Raw genomic sequence first — 13592 nt, forward strand, 5'->3', positions numbered from 1 at the left:
GAGCAAGCCTCAGGGTTTTCAGCGCTTTGGGTTGCGAAGGGCCTTGGGCCCAAGCACGTCAGCGGGCCAAATTCCTCACACTATTCAACTAACCCTACGACAGGGGTAGCTCATCGCGTGAGCTTGTCAGATGTCATGCTTCCTCCTCTAAGAATTTCATGGGGAGAGTTGATGTCGGTGGACTTGCCGCAGTGTTTTCAAGTTGAAGTACCGGACGACGCAGTCGCTCCGCTCGTTCCAGCAGGCTCCACCGTCACCTTCGATCGATCTATCACCGAACCTCGACCTGGTGATGGAGTCCTTGTTCGCGATGCAGCTGGTGGGTACTACTTCCGCCGCTATCGCGCTGGGCGTCCCGGGCAGTGGGAGGCGTACTCATCGAACGACGCCTATCGACTACTCGATTCGGAACGCGACGGCCTGGAGCTCATTGGCGTTTTCGTTGGGTCGTCGCACCGGCTCGGGTGATGGCAAGCTGGGGTGTGACGCCCTTAGCTGGCTTACCGTGCGATTAGCATGCTTGCAATTATCAGTTAGCACGCTTACATTTCACTCCGTCGCGCCATTTGGCGCAGAACGGAGGCCATGTGATCCAACCCACCCGCAGCTATCGCTGCAGCTACCACCCCGCCGACCGCGCCGGCTTCACCACCATCAGCGAGACTGGCGTTCTTCCCTTCGTCCAGCTCCGCGCCCCCGACGCTGAGGAAGCTCAACGCTTGGCGCACCACCTCACTGGTTGTGCCATCACCGACGTGCAGCGCCTCGAGCAACCTTCGCCGAGGTGCGCATGACCACCGCCGCACTGAAGCACTCGGCCCCGGCCTCGCAGCCGGTCTCGATCAAGCTGATTGCCCACTCCGGATATTGGCCGCAGATCGTTGTCGGAGAGCGTGAGGGCGGCTGCCCGCTGATCTTTCAGATTTGCATCCCCAATCAGGACGAGGTGTACCTATCGGAGGGGCAGCTCGCAGCGCTGGTTTCCTCCGCCTCGACCTGGCTGAAGCTGTTCGCCACTCATCCGTTGTCGGAGGACGAATCGTGAGGCGCCGCTACCTCGCCCGCTACACGCTGCGCGACGGTACGCGCGGCGCGCTGCAGGTCGTTGCATCACACAGCTTCGATGTCATCGACATGCTGGTGCGCAGCTTCTCCACCCTTCGCTGCTGCAGCGCGAGGTGCCTGTGATCGCCGCCGCCCCACGCCTCCCCGCACCGGCCAGCTGGGACGCCACCAGCTACCGCGCGTGCGAACTGTGCGAACACCGCATGTTCGACGGCAACGACCTTGTCTGTCGCTGTCCGGCAGCGGTTGCTCCCGATCACTGGCGCCCCGTCACCGACACGCGAGCATCGCACGGCACTTGCGGCCCTGATGCCCGATACGTGCGGTTCAAGTTCGACGCGCTGCACGCCTGACGGCGCACCACCCACATCCCCGACGTTCTCGCCCGCCCGCCTGCACCGACGCAGGCGGCGAGCTTCAACACGCCTGCACAGGACACGAATGACCTGGATCACCACCTCCACCGGCGCAGAGGTATCGCTGCAGCAGCCTCGGCTGGCAAGCATCAACCTCGCGACCATCGCCCACCACCTCGCGCAGATCAACCGCTTCACCGGCGCCACGTGCCGGCCGTACAGCGTCGCCGAGCACTCGCTGCTGGTTTGCGAGATCGCTGAACGTGAGTTCGATCTGCCGTCGCACGGCCTGCTCGCCGCGCTACTGCACGATGCTCACGAGGCCTTCACCAACCATCTCAGCACGCCGATCAAGGCAGAGATCGGTGCGCCCTGGGCCACCTTCGAGCACCGCTTCGAGCGCGTCATCCGCAGCGCCTTCGCCATCCACGTCGCCTCGACCGCGCACGCCGCCGAGATCAAGCGCGCCGACCTGATCGCCCTGGCAACTGAGCGCGCCCAGCTGCTTCCCAGCGGCGGCACGCCTTGGGAAATCCTGCAGGGCGTGCCGACGGCGCCCTGGGTGGACCTCATGTCCCGTAGGCGCTGCACGGCCCGCTGGAGCGACTGGCGCAACGCCTTCAGCGCGCGGGCCGACGCCCTCGACTTCCAACGCCAAGAACAGGCCCGCCAGCTCGGCCGCTGAACATCCCCGGAGCACCTATGGAACACATCACCGACATCCCGCTCGACCACCTCCACGAGAGCCCGTTCAATCCGCGGCGCACCTTCGTCGGCATCGACGAGCTGGCCGCCAACATCGTGGCCGAGGGCCGCATCCACGAGCCGCTGCTCGTCCGGCCCACCACCATTGCCGGCATCGACGGCTTCGAGATCGTCTTCGGGCACCGACGCTTCCGCGCGGCAACGGCGGCCGGCCTGCTGACGGCGCCCTGCATGGTCCGCACAATGACCGACGCCGAGGCGCGCAGCGCCCAAGTCGCGGAGAACCTGCAGCGCGCCGACGTGCACCCGATCGAGGAGGCAGAGGGTTTCCAGGCCATGATCGACGGCGACAACCTGACGGCCGATGACCTAGCAGCGAAGTTCGGGAAGAGCCGCAGCTATGTCTACGGCCGCTTGAAGCTGCTGGAGGCCTGTCCCACCGTGCGAAAGGCGTGCCTGGCCGGAGAGGTCGGCAGCGAGGTCGCGCTGCTCGTCGCGCGGCTGCGTACGCCGGCTTTCCAGGAGAAGGCGCTCAACTACATCAGCAAGGAATATCACGCGAAGCTGAGCGATGGCGGCAAGCGCAGCTACCGCATCATCCGTGACCTGCTCAGCGAGAAGTTCTCGCTCGACCTGAAGGACGCGATCTTCGACATCGAGGACGAAATGCTGGTGCCCAGCGCCGGGCACTGCGTGCGCTGCCCGAAGCGCACTGGCAATGCACCGGAGTTCGACGACATCAATGCACCGGCCGACCGGAAGGACAAGTACGGACGCCACCTCGATCGCGCGCCGGTGCACGGTACAGACGTCTGCACGGACCCCGATTGCTTCGCCGAGAAGAAGAAGGCGCACCTGAAGCGCGAGGCCGCGAAGCTGCAGGAGGCCGGCAAGGTTGTGGTGCAGGGCTCGAAGGCGCGCCAGGCGATCGACGCGTGCGGCAACATCAAGGGCGGCTTTATCAAGCTCGCCGACGTACGCGACGCCTTGAAGAAGGTAGCGAAAGACGCGAAGCCGACTGTCGTCACCATTCAGGATCCGCGCAACGGCAAGACGCACCAGGTCGTGAAGATCGAGGAGGTGAAAGCCGCGGGCGTGAAGGTCAAGGAACCGGCGGCCTCTCGCTCGCACTTTGAGAGCGAGGCGGATCGCAAGAAGCGCGAAGCTGCGCACGCCAAGCGGATGGCCGAGGTGCAGGCTGAACTCGATGCCCGCATGTCATTGCTCGCGCGCGTGCGCACCGCTGCAGCCGTCGCGCCACGAAGCGCCTTCGACCTGCAGATGGTCGCCCAGGTGGCGTACTCCGGCGTGGCATGGGAGAACAGAGACCTGCTGGCGGACCTGCACGGCGTCGAAGCGGACGCTCTGCAGGCTCACATTGCGACCCTGCCTCTACACGCACTGACGCTGTTCATCCTCGACTGCGCCCTGATCGAGAACGTGCGCGTCCCCGCATATGCGCCCGATCGCAAACCGGAGCAGTTGCTTGCCGCTGCGGCGCACTATGGCGTCTCGGACGCCGATACCTCACGGGCAAAGCGTCGCCCACGCCCTTCCCGCAAGGACTCCGCGACGGCGACCGCCATCCCAGCCGAATCCGAGGAGGCGCTCGAGGCCGGGCAAGAGGCACCCGCATCCTCTTCATCGGACGAAAACGGCAGCGAGCAGCATCCGCGGAACGACGAGCAGCAATCGGGACAAGGTGAAATGCGGGAGGCGGCTCCAGCATGACAACGGCTTACCCAGATGGCTGGAACCTCGTGATGGGTGGCGCAGCGATGCACCTGGCGGATCTCACCGACCTTGAGATTGACGAGATCTGTGCCGGACTACGGCAGAACGCAGCGAAGGTTAGATACCTGCGCAGCCTGGGCCTGCAGGTGGCACGGCGCCCGAACGGGCGCCCACTCGTCAATCGCTCGCACTACAACCTCGTTCGAGGAGGCTCGCCTTCAACGACTCAAAGCCTCGGGCGCCACACCGAGCCAGCCTGGTCGGTGCGAGCATGAGCAGGAAGCGCGATAGGTCCAGCGCCAAAGGCCTGCTTCCGCGCATGGAGGCCCGCCCGTGGGCAGACGGCAAGACCTTCACGTACCGAGTGCTGAAGATCGACGGGACATGGGAGCGCCTGGGCACGAACCGAGCGGAAGCTCTGCAGAAGGTTCTCGACATGAACGGTGCGAACTCCGACCGAGGTTCCGTCGACGAGCTATGGCGCCTGTATCAGGAATCCCCCGACTGGCACCAGCTGTCGGAAGCGACCCGAACTGACTATCGACAGAGCAGCGGTCCACTGCTCAAGGTCTTTGGGAGGATCAGCCCCGCGGCCATCAAACCAGTCCACTGCAACCGGTATCTGCGAGTGGAGCGGATCCAGGCACCCGTCCGAGCCAATCGTGAGATGGCGCTGCTCTCGAACCTCATGAACCTCGCGATCAACCGGGGTGACATCGACGCCAACCCCTGCAAGCAGGTACGCCGGAACAAGGAACGACCGAGGGATGTTGTGCCTGAGACCTCCGACCTGACGCGCTTCCTGGACTGGGCACGTGCGCGCGGCGGCCAATCAGCGGTGCTCGCGGCGATGGCTGAGTACGCCGCATTGGCCGGGAATCGCCGCATCGAGTTCAGGCAGTTGCATTGGACCGATGTCGAGGCCGAAGTGGTGCGCCTGAAGCGCGCGAAGCAGCGAGGACGGGTAACCATCGAGGCCGTCGGCATCAGCGAACGCCTCGCCGACCTCTTCCAGAGGCTGCGGGGCCTGGCCCTCGACGCCGAAGTCGGCGCCGTCTTTCCCAATCGAGACGGTAACCCCCATTCGGAGCGAGGATTCAAGTCAGCCTGGTCGCGACTGATGGCTGCAGCGCAGATGGCCGGCGTGTTGCAAACGCGCATCACATTTCACGACTTGCGGGCCTACTACACGACGCACTACAAACTGGAGCACGGGGTGCTGCCGGATCTGCATGCGAACCCGGCAACCACGGCGCGCGTGTACGACCGGTCGAAGGAAGTGAAGCGCGGCTCGCTATAGAACCGAGCCCGTCACGAGTCATGCGGCGACATGATTTCGGTCACCCTGTGCTTGCACCCGACCTGGCCGGCGTAGCGGGCGCCATCGCCTTCTCAGCCAGCGGCGGCCGGCCACGTCTGCACCACCTCGTAGCCAGCAGCGTCACGCCGCGACCAGACCAGAGACAGGCCACGTGGCGCCCAGATGACCGGCTCGACCGCTGCCGGCGCCTGCGGCGCGCCTGCATGCCTGGCCAGCGTCATGTGCGGCGTCCATCGCGGGTCGCTCTCCAGGCCGGCAGCCGCCACCGCAGCACCGGTGTCGCGCCGCAGGTCGTCCAGCGCTGGCGTGCCCTCGGCCAACAGCACCACGACGCCGTCGTGCCAGATCGCGCYCGATCGCATCGAGAGCTGCAGCTCGGGCACCGGCACAGACGCCAGCGCCTCGACCAGGCTCGCTTCGTCGATCACGTCGACCTCGCCTAGGAAGTGCAGCGTCAGGTGAAGGTTCTGCCGCGGCACCATGCGCGCGCTGGGAGGCCATGTCCACGTCGACCGCAATGCTTCCACTGCATCGCGCATGTAATCGTCAGCCATGAGGCCCACAAACAGGCGACGGCTAGACATCCGTCCGGCGACGCGCAACGGCGCGTTTTTCGGTGCTGCTCATGCGCCAAGTATGCCCCGCAGGGGACCGCGGCTCCGGGCCCGGGCGAGCCTCCATTTCCCACCGTGGGAAATTAGGGCCACTCGCCGCGCACATGCGTTAGCGGGCGCTACAAAGAAAAAGCCCGCTGCAAGCGGGCTTCGTTTGGGGTGGCTGATGGGRCTCGAACCCACGACAACAGGAATCACAATCCTGGACTCTACCAACTGAGCTACAGCCACCACCGAATCGCGAATTATAGCCTCTCCGCGAGGCTGTTCGTTCAGTTGCCGGCGGCGCTCGCCGCAGCCTCTTCGGCCGCACCTGCTGCCGGGTGCACGTCGACCTTGTAGCGCGTCTTCAGCGCGGCGTAGTAGGCCTGCGCCTCTGCCGCCGCCCAGGCCTGCGCGTACTGGCCCTGCGCACGCACCGGGTCGGCGGCCACCGGGTCGCGGCCCAGCACCTTGGTCACCTTGGCGATCACGTAGCCCTGGTCGCCCAGGTCCACGCCTTCGATCGCCGGCAGCTTGGCGGCAGGCGCCTTCAGCACCGCGTCGACCACGGGCTTGGCGACATCGCGCGGCTGTGCGCGCGAGACCAGTTGCGGCGCATCGGCCAGCGCCGTCTCGGGCGCCTTGCGCAGCTCGGCCAGGCGGGCCTCGCCTTCCTTGCGCGCCAGCGCGGCGGCCTGCCTGGCAACCAGCTTCTCCTTCACGCGGGCGCTGACCTCGGCCAGCGGCTGCGTCGCCGCCGGGCTGTAGTTGACGACACGGGCCGAGATCAGCTGGCTCGCACCGGCATCCACCGCCTCGGTGTTCTTCTTGTTGCGCAGCACGTCGTTCTTGAACAATGCCTCGAGGAACTTGGGCGACGCGAGCGGGCCCTTGGCCGCCGGGCCGGCCGTGCGCGTGATGCCTTGCGCGGTCTGGATCGGCAGCTTCAGCTTGTCGGCCGCCGGCTTCAGGCTGTCAGGCTGTTCGTAGACGGTGTTGGTGAAGTCGACCGCGAGCTCCGAGAACTTGGCCTGCGCGAGCTGCTTCTTGATCTCGTCCTCGATCTCGGCACGCACCTGCTCCAACGGCTTCTTGTCGCCGCCGCGGGCCTGCGTCACCTGGATGATGTGGTAGCCGAAATCGCTCTCGACGACGTCGCTGATGCCACCCGGCTTCAGCGCGAACGCCGCATCCTCGAAGGGCTTGACCATCGCACCACGGGCGAAGAAGTCGAGATCGCCGCCGTTCTGCGCCGAGCCGCCGTCCTGCGAGTTCTTGCGTGCCACGTCGGCAAAACTCGCGGGGTTCTTCTTCACCTCGGCCAGCAGCGCTTCCGCCTTGGCCTTCGCGGCGGCACGCTCGGCGGCCGGCGCCGACTTGTCGGCCTTGATCAGGATGTGGCTGGCACGGCGCTCTTCAGGCACGGTGTAGCGCGATTCGTTCGCCTTGTAGTACTCCTGCAGGTCCTTCTCGGGCACCGTCAGCGTCTTCTTGATCGCGTCCACGTCGAGCACGACGTATTCGATACTCGCTTGCTCCGGCGACTGGAATTGCGCGGCATTCGCCGGATCCTTGTAGTAGGCCTGGATGTCGGTGTCGGTCGGCGAGACCTTCGCGAGGTAGTCCTTGGTGTCGAAGCGCTGCTGCTGGAACTCGCGCTGCTGGAACATCGCGTCGACCGCGCTCGATGCCGCCGCCGCCGGCGCGAACACCGTGCCGCCGATGCCGAACATCACCTGCCGCTGCTCCAGCTGCTGGCGCAGCATCTGCTCGAAGGCCCCGACCGTCAGCCCCTGCGACGACAGCGCGACACGCAGCGCCTCCTTGTCGAGCGCGCCGTCCGCGGTGCGGAATTGCGCGAACTGCGGGTCGTTCATGTAGACGTTCAGCACGCGATCGCCGGTGGCGACGAAGTGCGACTTGGCCGCGGCCGTCTGCAGCACGCGCTCGCGCACCAGGTTGTCCAGCGTCTGGCGGCGCATGGCCGGCGTGTCGAACATGCGCACGTCGACGTTCGGGGCCTGGCGGCGGATGCGGTCGACCTGCTCGCGCTGCGCGGCATCCCACTCGGCCTGCGTGATCTTGTGGCCGTCGACCGTGGCGACACCGCCCCCGCCGTTGGACATGGCGCGGTAGCCCTGGTAGGCCCCTGTGAGGACGAAGGCCGGAACGACCAGGATCAACAGCAGGAACTGGAACAGGCGGTTGTGCGTGCGTACGAATTCAAACATCGATGGCCTCGGAGGGTGATCGCTGTGCAGCCGGACGGCGCTGCTTCAAATGCAACAAAGGCGAACCTGGGTTCGCCTTTGTGGGGGAGGACTCCGCGGGATTTTAGCCGACGTCGCGAGAGCCTCGGTGGTGGGTGCTGAGGGGCTCGAACCCCCGACCTACGCCTTGTAAGGGCGCCGCTCTACCAACTGAGCTAAGCACCCGCGCAAGCATCAGTTGACCGCGTCCTTCAGGGCCTTGCCCGGACGGAACTTCGGCACCTTGGCGGCCTTGATCTTGATGGTGGCGCCGGTGCGCGGGTTGCGGCCGGCACGCGCGGCGCGCTTGCTGACGCTGAAGGTGCCGAAGCCAACGAGCGACACGCTGTTGTTTTTCTTGAGCGTGGATTTCACGCCGCCGATCAGGGCTTCGAGCGCGCGCGTCGCGGCCGCTTTGGAGATGTCGGCCTGTTTGGCGATGTGCTCAATCAGTTCGGATTTGTTCACGAAGGTACCCCCTCAAAAAAGGTGTCTCGAAAAGAATCTGGATGGGTGGATTGCCTGGATGTGGCCGCGCGGGATGGGGCGTTACGGCTCAATCGATTACAGCCGCAGGCACCCCCAGTGTCAAGCGCGGAAGCGGATTCTATGCGTAATCGGCTGCATCCGAATGCGCGCTCAGCGCGCGTGGTTCCACGCTTGACAATAGGCGGTCAACGTCATATTCGGCGCGGGTTGCAGAGGGGTGGTGACGCCCGCGCGTCATGTGGCGTCACATCGATTCGGCGATCGCGCGGCCCAGGTCGGCGGTGCGCGCGCTCCCCCCTAGATCGGGCGTACGCGGCGCCCCCGACGACGGATCCAGCACCGCCTCGATCGCGCGCAGCACGGCATCGTGCGCGTCGCGGTGGCCCAGGTGGTCGAGCATCATCGCCCCCGACCAGATCTGCCCGATCGGGTTCGCGATGCCCTTTCCGGCGATGTCGGGCGCCGAGCCGTGCACCGGTTCGAACAGCGACGGGTGCGCGCCGGGCGGGTTCAGGTTGGCCGACGGCGCGATGCCGATCGTGCCGGTGCAGGCCGGSCCSAGGTCSGACAGGATGTCGCCGAACAGGTTGCTCGCCACCACCACGTCGAACACCTCGGGGCGCTGCACGAAGTGCGCGGTCAGGATGTCGATGTGGAAGCGATCGACGTCCACCTGCGGATAGCTGCGGGCCATCGCCTCGACACGCTCGTCCCAGTACGGCATCGTGATCGAGATGCCGTTCGACTTGGTGGCCGAGGTCAGCTTGCGGCGCGGGCGCGATTGCGCGAGATCAAATGCGAACTTCAGCACCCGGTCGACGCCGACGCGCGACATCACCGTCTCCTGCACCACGATCTCGCGCTCGCTGCCTTCGTACATGCGCCCGCCGATGCTGGAGTACTCGCCCTCGGTGTTCTCGCGCACGATCATCATGTCGATCGCGCCGGGCGCGCGCGGGCGGCCGTCGCGGCCCACCAGCGGCGAGCGGATGCCCGGCATCAGSCGCRCCGGRCGCAGGTTGACGTACTGGTCGAACTCGCGGCGGAACTTGAGCAGCGAGCCCCACAGCGACACGTGGTCGGGGATCTTCTGCGGCCAGCCGACCGCGCCGAAGAAGATCGCGTCGTGCCCGCCGATCTGGTCCTTCCAGTCATCCGGCAGCATCTGGCCGTGGCGCTCGTACCAGTCCCAGCTCGCGAAGTCGAAATGGTCGAACTGCAGCCCGATGCCGAAGCGGCCGGCCACCGCCTCCAGCACGCGCAGCCCCTCGGGCACGGTCTCCTTGCCGATGCCGTCGCCGGCGATGACCGCGATGCGGTGCTTCATGGTGTCACTCCTGGATGAAAGCCTGGATCTCTTCGAGCAGCAGCTGCGGCTGCTCCTCGGCGATGTAGTGGCCGCAGGGCACGGCCCGCCCGCCCACGTCGCGCGCCGCCGCGCGCCACAGCGCCAGCACGTCGAAGCAGCGGCCGACCGCGCCGTGCTCGGCCCACAGCACGCGCAGCGGCATCGCCACGCGACGGCCGGCCGCGCGGTCGGCGCGGTCATGCTCGAGGTCGATCGACGCCGAAGCGCGATAGTCCTCACAGATCGACGCCGCGCTGCCGGGCCGCGCGATGCAACGCTCGTACTCGGCCAGCGCCGCCGGGTCGAACGCGGCCAGGCCCGCATGGCGGCTGCCCATCACGCTGCGCAGGTAGAACACCGGGTCGGCGCCGACCAGCCGGTCGGGCAGCGGCGCCGGCTGGATCAGCATGAACCAATGCCAGTAGGCGCGCGCGAACGCCTCGGTCGTGCCCTCGTACATCGCAAGCGTCGGCGCGATGTCGAGCAGCAGCAGCCGCGACACCGCCGCCTCGTGGTCCAGCGCCAGCCGGTGCGCGACGCGCGCGCCGCGGTCGTGCGCGCAGACGGCGAAGCGCGCATGGCCCAGCTGCGCCATCACCGAGACGGCGTCGCGCGCCATCGCGCGCTTGCTGTGCGCCGCGTGGGTTTCGTCGGGCGCCGGCCGCGACGAATCGCCATAGCCCCGCAGGTCCATCGCGACGACGCGAAAGCGCTGCGCCAGGGTGCCCGCCACGCGGTGCCACATCGCGTGCGACTGCGGATGGCCGTGCAGCAGCAGCAGCGGTGCCCCCTGCCCGCCCACGCGTGCGTGGATCACGGCGCCGTCGACGGCGAAATGCCGGCTCTCGAATGCTTCGAACATGGGGCGGATTCTGGTCCTGGCCCCGTGCGACATCAAGCAATAATCCGGAAACCCATTCGTTCCCTGGAGGCATCAATGATCGAGCGCTCCGATCTCGTCCTGGTGGCCCGCGCGGCCGACCTGGGCAGCCTCGCGGCCGCGGCGCGCCAGCTCGACCTGGCGCCGCCGGCGGTGTCCAAGCGGCTGGCCGCGCTGGAGTCTCGCCTGGGGCTGCGCCTGTTCCACCGCAGCACGCGGCGGCTGCAGCTCACCGCGCACGGCGAGGCCTTCCTGGCGCAGGCGCGGCCGCTGCTGCAGGGCTTCGAGCAGCTGCAGGCGCAGCTCGGCGAGCGCCACGACGAGCCGCGCGGCATGGTGCGCCTGTGCAGCTCGTTCGGCTTCGGCCATGCCTGGCTCGGGCCGCTGATCGCGCAGTTCCATGCCGCCTACCCGCAGGTGCAGGTGCAGCTGCACCTGCGCGAGCAGCTGCCCGACCTGCGCGCCGCCGGCTTCGACGCCGCGGTGTGGCTGTGGGCGCCGCGCGACCCGAACGTGGTGACGCGCAGGCTGGCGCAGAACCGCCGCGTCATCGTCGGCGCGCCCGCCTACCTGCAGCGCGCCGGCGTGCCGCAGACGCTGGACGAACTGGCGCGGCACGCCTGCCTGGTGGTGAGCGAGAACGACGACCAGCCGGCCGCCTGGCGCCTGCAGGACCTGGCGCCGCGCGGCGCGGCCGTCACGGTGCGCGTTGCCGGGCCGCTGGCCAGCAACAGCGGCGAGGTGGTGCGCGACTGGGCCCTCGCCGGCCACGGCCTGATGCTGCGATCGCTGTGGGATTGCCACGAGCACCTGCGCAGCGGCCGGCTGCAGCAGGTGCTGCCGCGCTACGCGATGCTGGACGCCGACGTGCACTGGGTGCTGCCGCCGCGCGCACCCCACAGCACCGTGCCGCGGCGCGTGCGGCTGCTGCAGCAGCAGCTCACTCAGGCCTTGGCACGACCGCCGTGGCTGGCGCCGGCGCTGCCCGCACCACCAGCGCCACGCCGGCCGCGGTGAGCGCCATGCCCACCACCATCGCGACGGTGATGCGCTCGCCGAACAGCGCCCAGGCCAGCAGCGCCGTGGTCGGCGGCACCAGGTAGAGCAGGCTCGTCACCTGCGTCGCCGCGCCGCGCTGGATCAGCAGGTACAGCAGCGAACTGCCGCCCAGCGTCAACCCGATCACCGACCACGCCATCGCACCGACGAAGTGCGGATGCAGCACGATCGGCTCGCTTTCGAGCAGCGCGACCGGCAGGCTCACCGCCAGCGCGGCGAGCAGCTGCACGGTGTTGGCGGTGCGCACGTCGCACGGCGCGACGAAGCGCTTCTGGTAGAGCGTTCCGACCGTGATGCACATCAGCGCAAACGCGGCGAGCGCCAGGTTCCAGGCCGTCAGCTCGCCGCCGCCGAGCTTGCGCCACACCACCAGCAGCAGGCCCGACAGCCCGAGTACCAGGCCCAGCCACTGGCGCGTCGACACGCGCGCCTCGGCCTCCTGCGCGGTGAGGCTCAGCCACAGCGCGGTCAGCACCGGCTGCAGGCCCACCAGCAGCGCGATGGTGCCGGCCCCCATGCCGGACTTGACGGCCGCCCACACGCCGCCCAGGTAGCCGGCGTGGATCAGCATGCCGCAGACGGCCAGGTGCAGCCATTGCGCCCGGCCTTGCGGCCAGGCCGCCCGGGCGAGCAGGATCCACGCGCCGAAGCACAGCACCGACAGCGCATAGCGCACCGAAAGAAAGGAAATCGGCGGCGCATACGGCATGCCGTAGCGCGCGACGATGAAGCCGGTGCTCCAGATCAGCACGAAGACGGCCGGCATCGCGCGCGTCACCGCCGCGGAGTTCATCGCGCCTTGGCTCGGATCTCGGGCAAGGCCTTCTGCAGGTAGTACACCATCGACCAGATGGTCAGCACCGCCGACAGGTAGATCAGCCAGGTGCCCCACAGCTGCGTGTCGACCAGGCCGAACAGCGTGCCGTGGTACAGCAGGAAGGGGATCGCGATCATCTGCACGGTGGTCTTCACCTTGCCGAGCATGTGCACCGCGACGCTGCGCGACGCGCCGATCTGCGCCATCCACTCGCGCAGCGCCGAGATCGCGATCTCGCGGCCGATGATGACCAGCGCCACCAGCGCGTGCAGCCGCCCCAGGTGCACCAGCACCAGCAGCGCGGCGCAGACCAGGAACTTGTCGGCCACCGGATCGAGGAAGGCGCCGAACGACGAGGTCATCTTGAGCCGGCGGGCCAGGTAGCCGTCGGCCCAGTCGGTGAGCGCGACCACGATGAACAGCACGGTCGCGATCAGGTTCTGGTGGGGTTCCTTGACGTCGAGGTAGAAGACCCCGACCACCAGCGGTATCGCGACGATGCGCGCCCAGGTCAACAGCGTCGGCAGATTGAAGAACATGGGCGGCATTGTGCCCAAGTTCTTCAGGGATCCAGCGTGCGCGGCTTGAAGCGCTTGTCGTCGTCGAACAGGAAGGTCTCGACGAACTTCCAGGGCTTGGGCAGGCGCGACACGTCGCCGAACGGTGCGGCGCGCTTGACGGCGTCGATCGCGATCTGCGTGGTCTCGGGCGCCTGGCCCGGGTAGCGCAGCACGTCGATGCGGCGGATGCTGCCGTCGGAATTGAGCTCGACCTCGAGCACCGGGATGGCCAGCAGGATGTCGGGCGGGCGGCTCATGTAGGTGCCGTTCGGGTTCGATGCCACCAGGCGGCGCGCGGCCTGCAGCCGCACCTCGTTCCAGTTGCGCACCGGCCCGGGGGCGCCGAGCTTGACGTAGCCGGACGACGACGGCGCCGGAGCGACTGCGGCCGGCGCGGGCGCCGGGGCCGGGGC

At 67.7% G+C, this 13592-nt stretch carries 16 protein-coding genes and 2 tRNA genes; 8 read left to right on the forward strand and 10 right to left on the reverse strand.

Annotated elements, in window-relative coordinates:
* The first annotated feature begins 135 nt into the window (after nt 1-135).
* From AC1DYN_RS28670 to AC1DYN_RS28700, 7 genes are all read left to right on the forward strand, one after another.
* The gene (locus AC1DYN_RS28670) at nt 136-468 is read left to right on the forward strand and encodes a S24 family peptidase (protein ID WP_477965533.1); all 333 of its coding nucleotides are present in this window, start codon (nt 136-138) and stop codon (nt 466-468) included.
* A 322-nt stretch (nt 469-790) separates the two neighbouring features.
* Nucleotides 791-1045, forward strand: coding sequence for a hypothetical protein (locus AC1DYN_RS28675; protein WP_477965505.1), 255 nt, complete (start codon nt 791-793; stop codon nt 1043-1045).
* Nucleotides 1042-1188, forward strand: a complete 147-nt coding sequence (locus tag AC1DYN_RS28680) for a hypothetical protein (protein WP_477965507.1) — start codon at nt 1042-1044, stop codon at nt 1186-1188. Before AC1DYN_RS28675 ends, AC1DYN_RS28680 begins: the two co-directional genes overlap by 4 nt.
* Nucleotides 1189-1506: 318 nt before the next feature.
* Nucleotides 1507-2106 carry an HD domain-containing protein gene (locus AC1DYN_RS28685; RefSeq protein WP_477965509.1) on the forward strand — a complete coding sequence of 200 codons (600 nt, stop codon included), beginning with the start codon at nt 1507-1509 and terminating at the stop codon, nt 2104-2106.
* A 17-nt stretch (nt 2107-2123) separates the two neighbouring features.
* A complete protein-coding gene (locus AC1DYN_RS28690) occupies nt 2124-3857 on the forward strand; it encodes a ParB/RepB/Spo0J family partition protein (RefSeq protein ID WP_477965511.1) in 1734 nt (577 codons plus the stop codon).
* Nucleotides 3858-3904: 47 nt separating this feature from the next.
* Nucleotides 3905-4135, forward strand: a complete 231-nt coding sequence (locus AC1DYN_RS28695; protein WP_477965535.1) for a DUF4224 domain-containing protein — start codon at nt 3905-3907, stop codon at nt 4133-4135.
* Nucleotides 4132-5160 carry a tyrosine-type recombinase/integrase gene (locus AC1DYN_RS28700; RefSeq protein ID WP_477965513.1) on the forward strand — a complete coding sequence of 343 codons (1029 nt, stop codon included), beginning with the start codon at nt 4132-4134 and terminating at the stop codon, nt 5158-5160. Before AC1DYN_RS28695 ends, AC1DYN_RS28700 begins: the two co-directional genes overlap by 4 nt.
* Before the next feature lie 92 nt (nt 5161-5252).
* Here the strand turns inward: AC1DYN_RS28700 and thpR are convergent, their stop codons facing one another.
* From thpR to AC1DYN_RS28735, 7 genes are all read right to left on the reverse strand, one after another.
* Entirely contained in the window at nt 5253-5765 is a 513-nt protein-coding gene (gene thpR, locus AC1DYN_RS28705) for an RNA 2',3'-cyclic phosphodiesterase (RefSeq protein ID WP_477965515.1), read from the reverse strand.
* Between the two features lie 185 nt (nt 5766-5950).
* Nucleotides 5951-6026: transfer RNA gene (locus tag AC1DYN_RS28710), tRNA-His, on the reverse strand.
* A 41-nt stretch (nt 6027-6067) separates the two neighbouring features.
* Nucleotides 6068-8008 carry a peptidylprolyl isomerase gene (locus AC1DYN_RS28715; protein WP_477965517.1) on the reverse strand — a complete coding sequence of 647 codons (1941 nt, stop codon included), beginning with the start codon at nt 8006-8008 and terminating at the stop codon, nt 6068-6070.
* 128 nt (nt 8009-8136) lie between these two features.
* Nucleotides 8137-8212, reverse strand: a tRNA-Val gene (locus AC1DYN_RS28720).
* Nucleotides 8213-8221: 9 nt separating this feature from the next.
* Entirely contained in the window at nt 8222-8494 is a 273-nt protein-coding gene (locus AC1DYN_RS28725) for an HU family DNA-binding protein (protein ID WP_047485758.1), read from the reverse strand.
* A 265-nt stretch (nt 8495-8759) separates the two neighbouring features.
* On the reverse strand, nt 8760-9842 hold the full coding sequence (locus AC1DYN_RS28730; RefSeq protein ID WP_477965519.1) for a tartrate dehydrogenase: 1083 nt from the start codon (nt 9840-9842) through the stop codon (nt 8760-8762).
* A gap of 4 nt (nt 9843-9846) precedes the next feature.
* Complete coding sequence (locus tag AC1DYN_RS28735; protein WP_477965521.1) at nt 9847-10725, reverse strand: alpha/beta fold hydrolase; 879 nt, start codon at nt 10723-10725, stop codon at nt 9847-9849.
* 75 nt (nt 10726-10800) lie between these two features.
* Between AC1DYN_RS28735 and AC1DYN_RS28740 the strand changes: the two genes are divergently transcribed.
* Nucleotides 10801-11760, forward strand: a complete 960-nt coding sequence (locus tag AC1DYN_RS28740) for a LysR family transcriptional regulator (protein ID WP_477965523.1) — start codon at nt 10801-10803, stop codon at nt 11758-11760.
* Here AC1DYN_RS28740 and AC1DYN_RS28745 read toward each other — a convergent pair.
* The 3 genes from AC1DYN_RS28745 to AC1DYN_RS28755 all read right to left on the reverse strand — a co-directional run.
* Entirely contained in the window at nt 11684-12595 is a 912-nt protein-coding gene (locus AC1DYN_RS28745; protein WP_477965525.1) for a DMT family transporter, read from the reverse strand. The two genes, AC1DYN_RS28740 and AC1DYN_RS28745, sit on opposite strands and share 77 nt — an antisense overlap.
* Nucleotides 12592-13158 carry a CDP-diacylglycerol--glycerol-3-phosphate 3-phosphatidyltransferase gene (gene pgsA / locus AC1DYN_RS28750; protein ID WP_477965529.1) on the reverse strand — a complete coding sequence of 189 codons (567 nt, stop codon included), beginning with the start codon at nt 13156-13158 and terminating at the stop codon, nt 12592-12594. The genes AC1DYN_RS28745 and pgsA overlap by 4 nt, the downstream gene beginning before the upstream one ends.
* A gap of 23 nt (nt 13159-13181) precedes the next feature.
* A partial coding sequence (locus tag AC1DYN_RS28755; protein ID WP_477965531.1) for a hypothetical protein occupies nt 13182-13592 on the reverse strand: 411 nt, incomplete at its 5' end.

The organism is Rhizobacter sp. P2_D12 (assembly GCF_056404395.1).

Excerpts from the sequence above, each read along its gene's own strand:
- AC1DYN_RS28735 (WP_477965521.1), bottom strand. The coding sequence starts at position 10,725 with ATGTTCGAAGCATTCGAGAGCCGGCATTTCGCCGTCGACGGCGCCGTG.
- AC1DYN_RS28685 (WP_477965509.1), top strand. The coding sequence starts at position 1,507 with ATGACCTGGATCACCACCTCCACCGGCGCAGAGGTATCGCTGCAGCAG.
- AC1DYN_RS28715 (WP_477965517.1), bottom strand. The coding sequence starts at position 8,008 with ATGTTTGAATTCGTACGCACGCACAACCGCCTGTTCCAGTTCCTGCTG.
- AC1DYN_RS28740 (WP_477965523.1), top strand. The coding sequence starts at position 10,801 with ATGATCGAGCGCTCCGATCTCGTCCTGGTGGCCCGCGCGGCCGACCTG.
- AC1DYN_RS28690 (WP_477965511.1), top strand. The coding sequence starts at position 2,124 with ATGGAACACATCACCGACATCCCGCTCGACCACCTCCACGAGAGCCCG.
- AC1DYN_RS28700 (WP_477965513.1), top strand. The coding sequence starts at position 4,132 with ATGAGCAGGAAGCGCGATAGGTCCAGCGCCAAAGGCCTGCTTCCGCGC.
- pgsA (WP_477965529.1), bottom strand. The coding sequence starts at position 13,158 with ATGTTCTTCAATCTGCCGACGCTGTTGACCTGGGCGCGCATCGTCGCG.
- AC1DYN_RS28670 (WP_477965533.1), top strand. The coding sequence starts at position 136 with ATGCTTCCTCCTCTAAGAATTTCATGGGGAGAGTTGATGTCGGTGGAC.
- AC1DYN_RS28745 (WP_477965525.1), bottom strand. The coding sequence starts at position 12,595 with ATGAACTCCGCGGCGGTGACGCGCGCGATGCCGGCCGTCTTCGTGCTG.
- AC1DYN_RS28695 (WP_477965535.1), top strand. The coding sequence starts at position 3,905 with ATGCACCTGGCGGATCTCACCGACCTTGAGATTGACGAGATCTGTGCC.
- AC1DYN_RS28675 (WP_477965505.1), top strand. The coding sequence starts at position 791 with ATGACCACCGCCGCACTGAAGCACTCGGCCCCGGCCTCGCAGCCGGTC.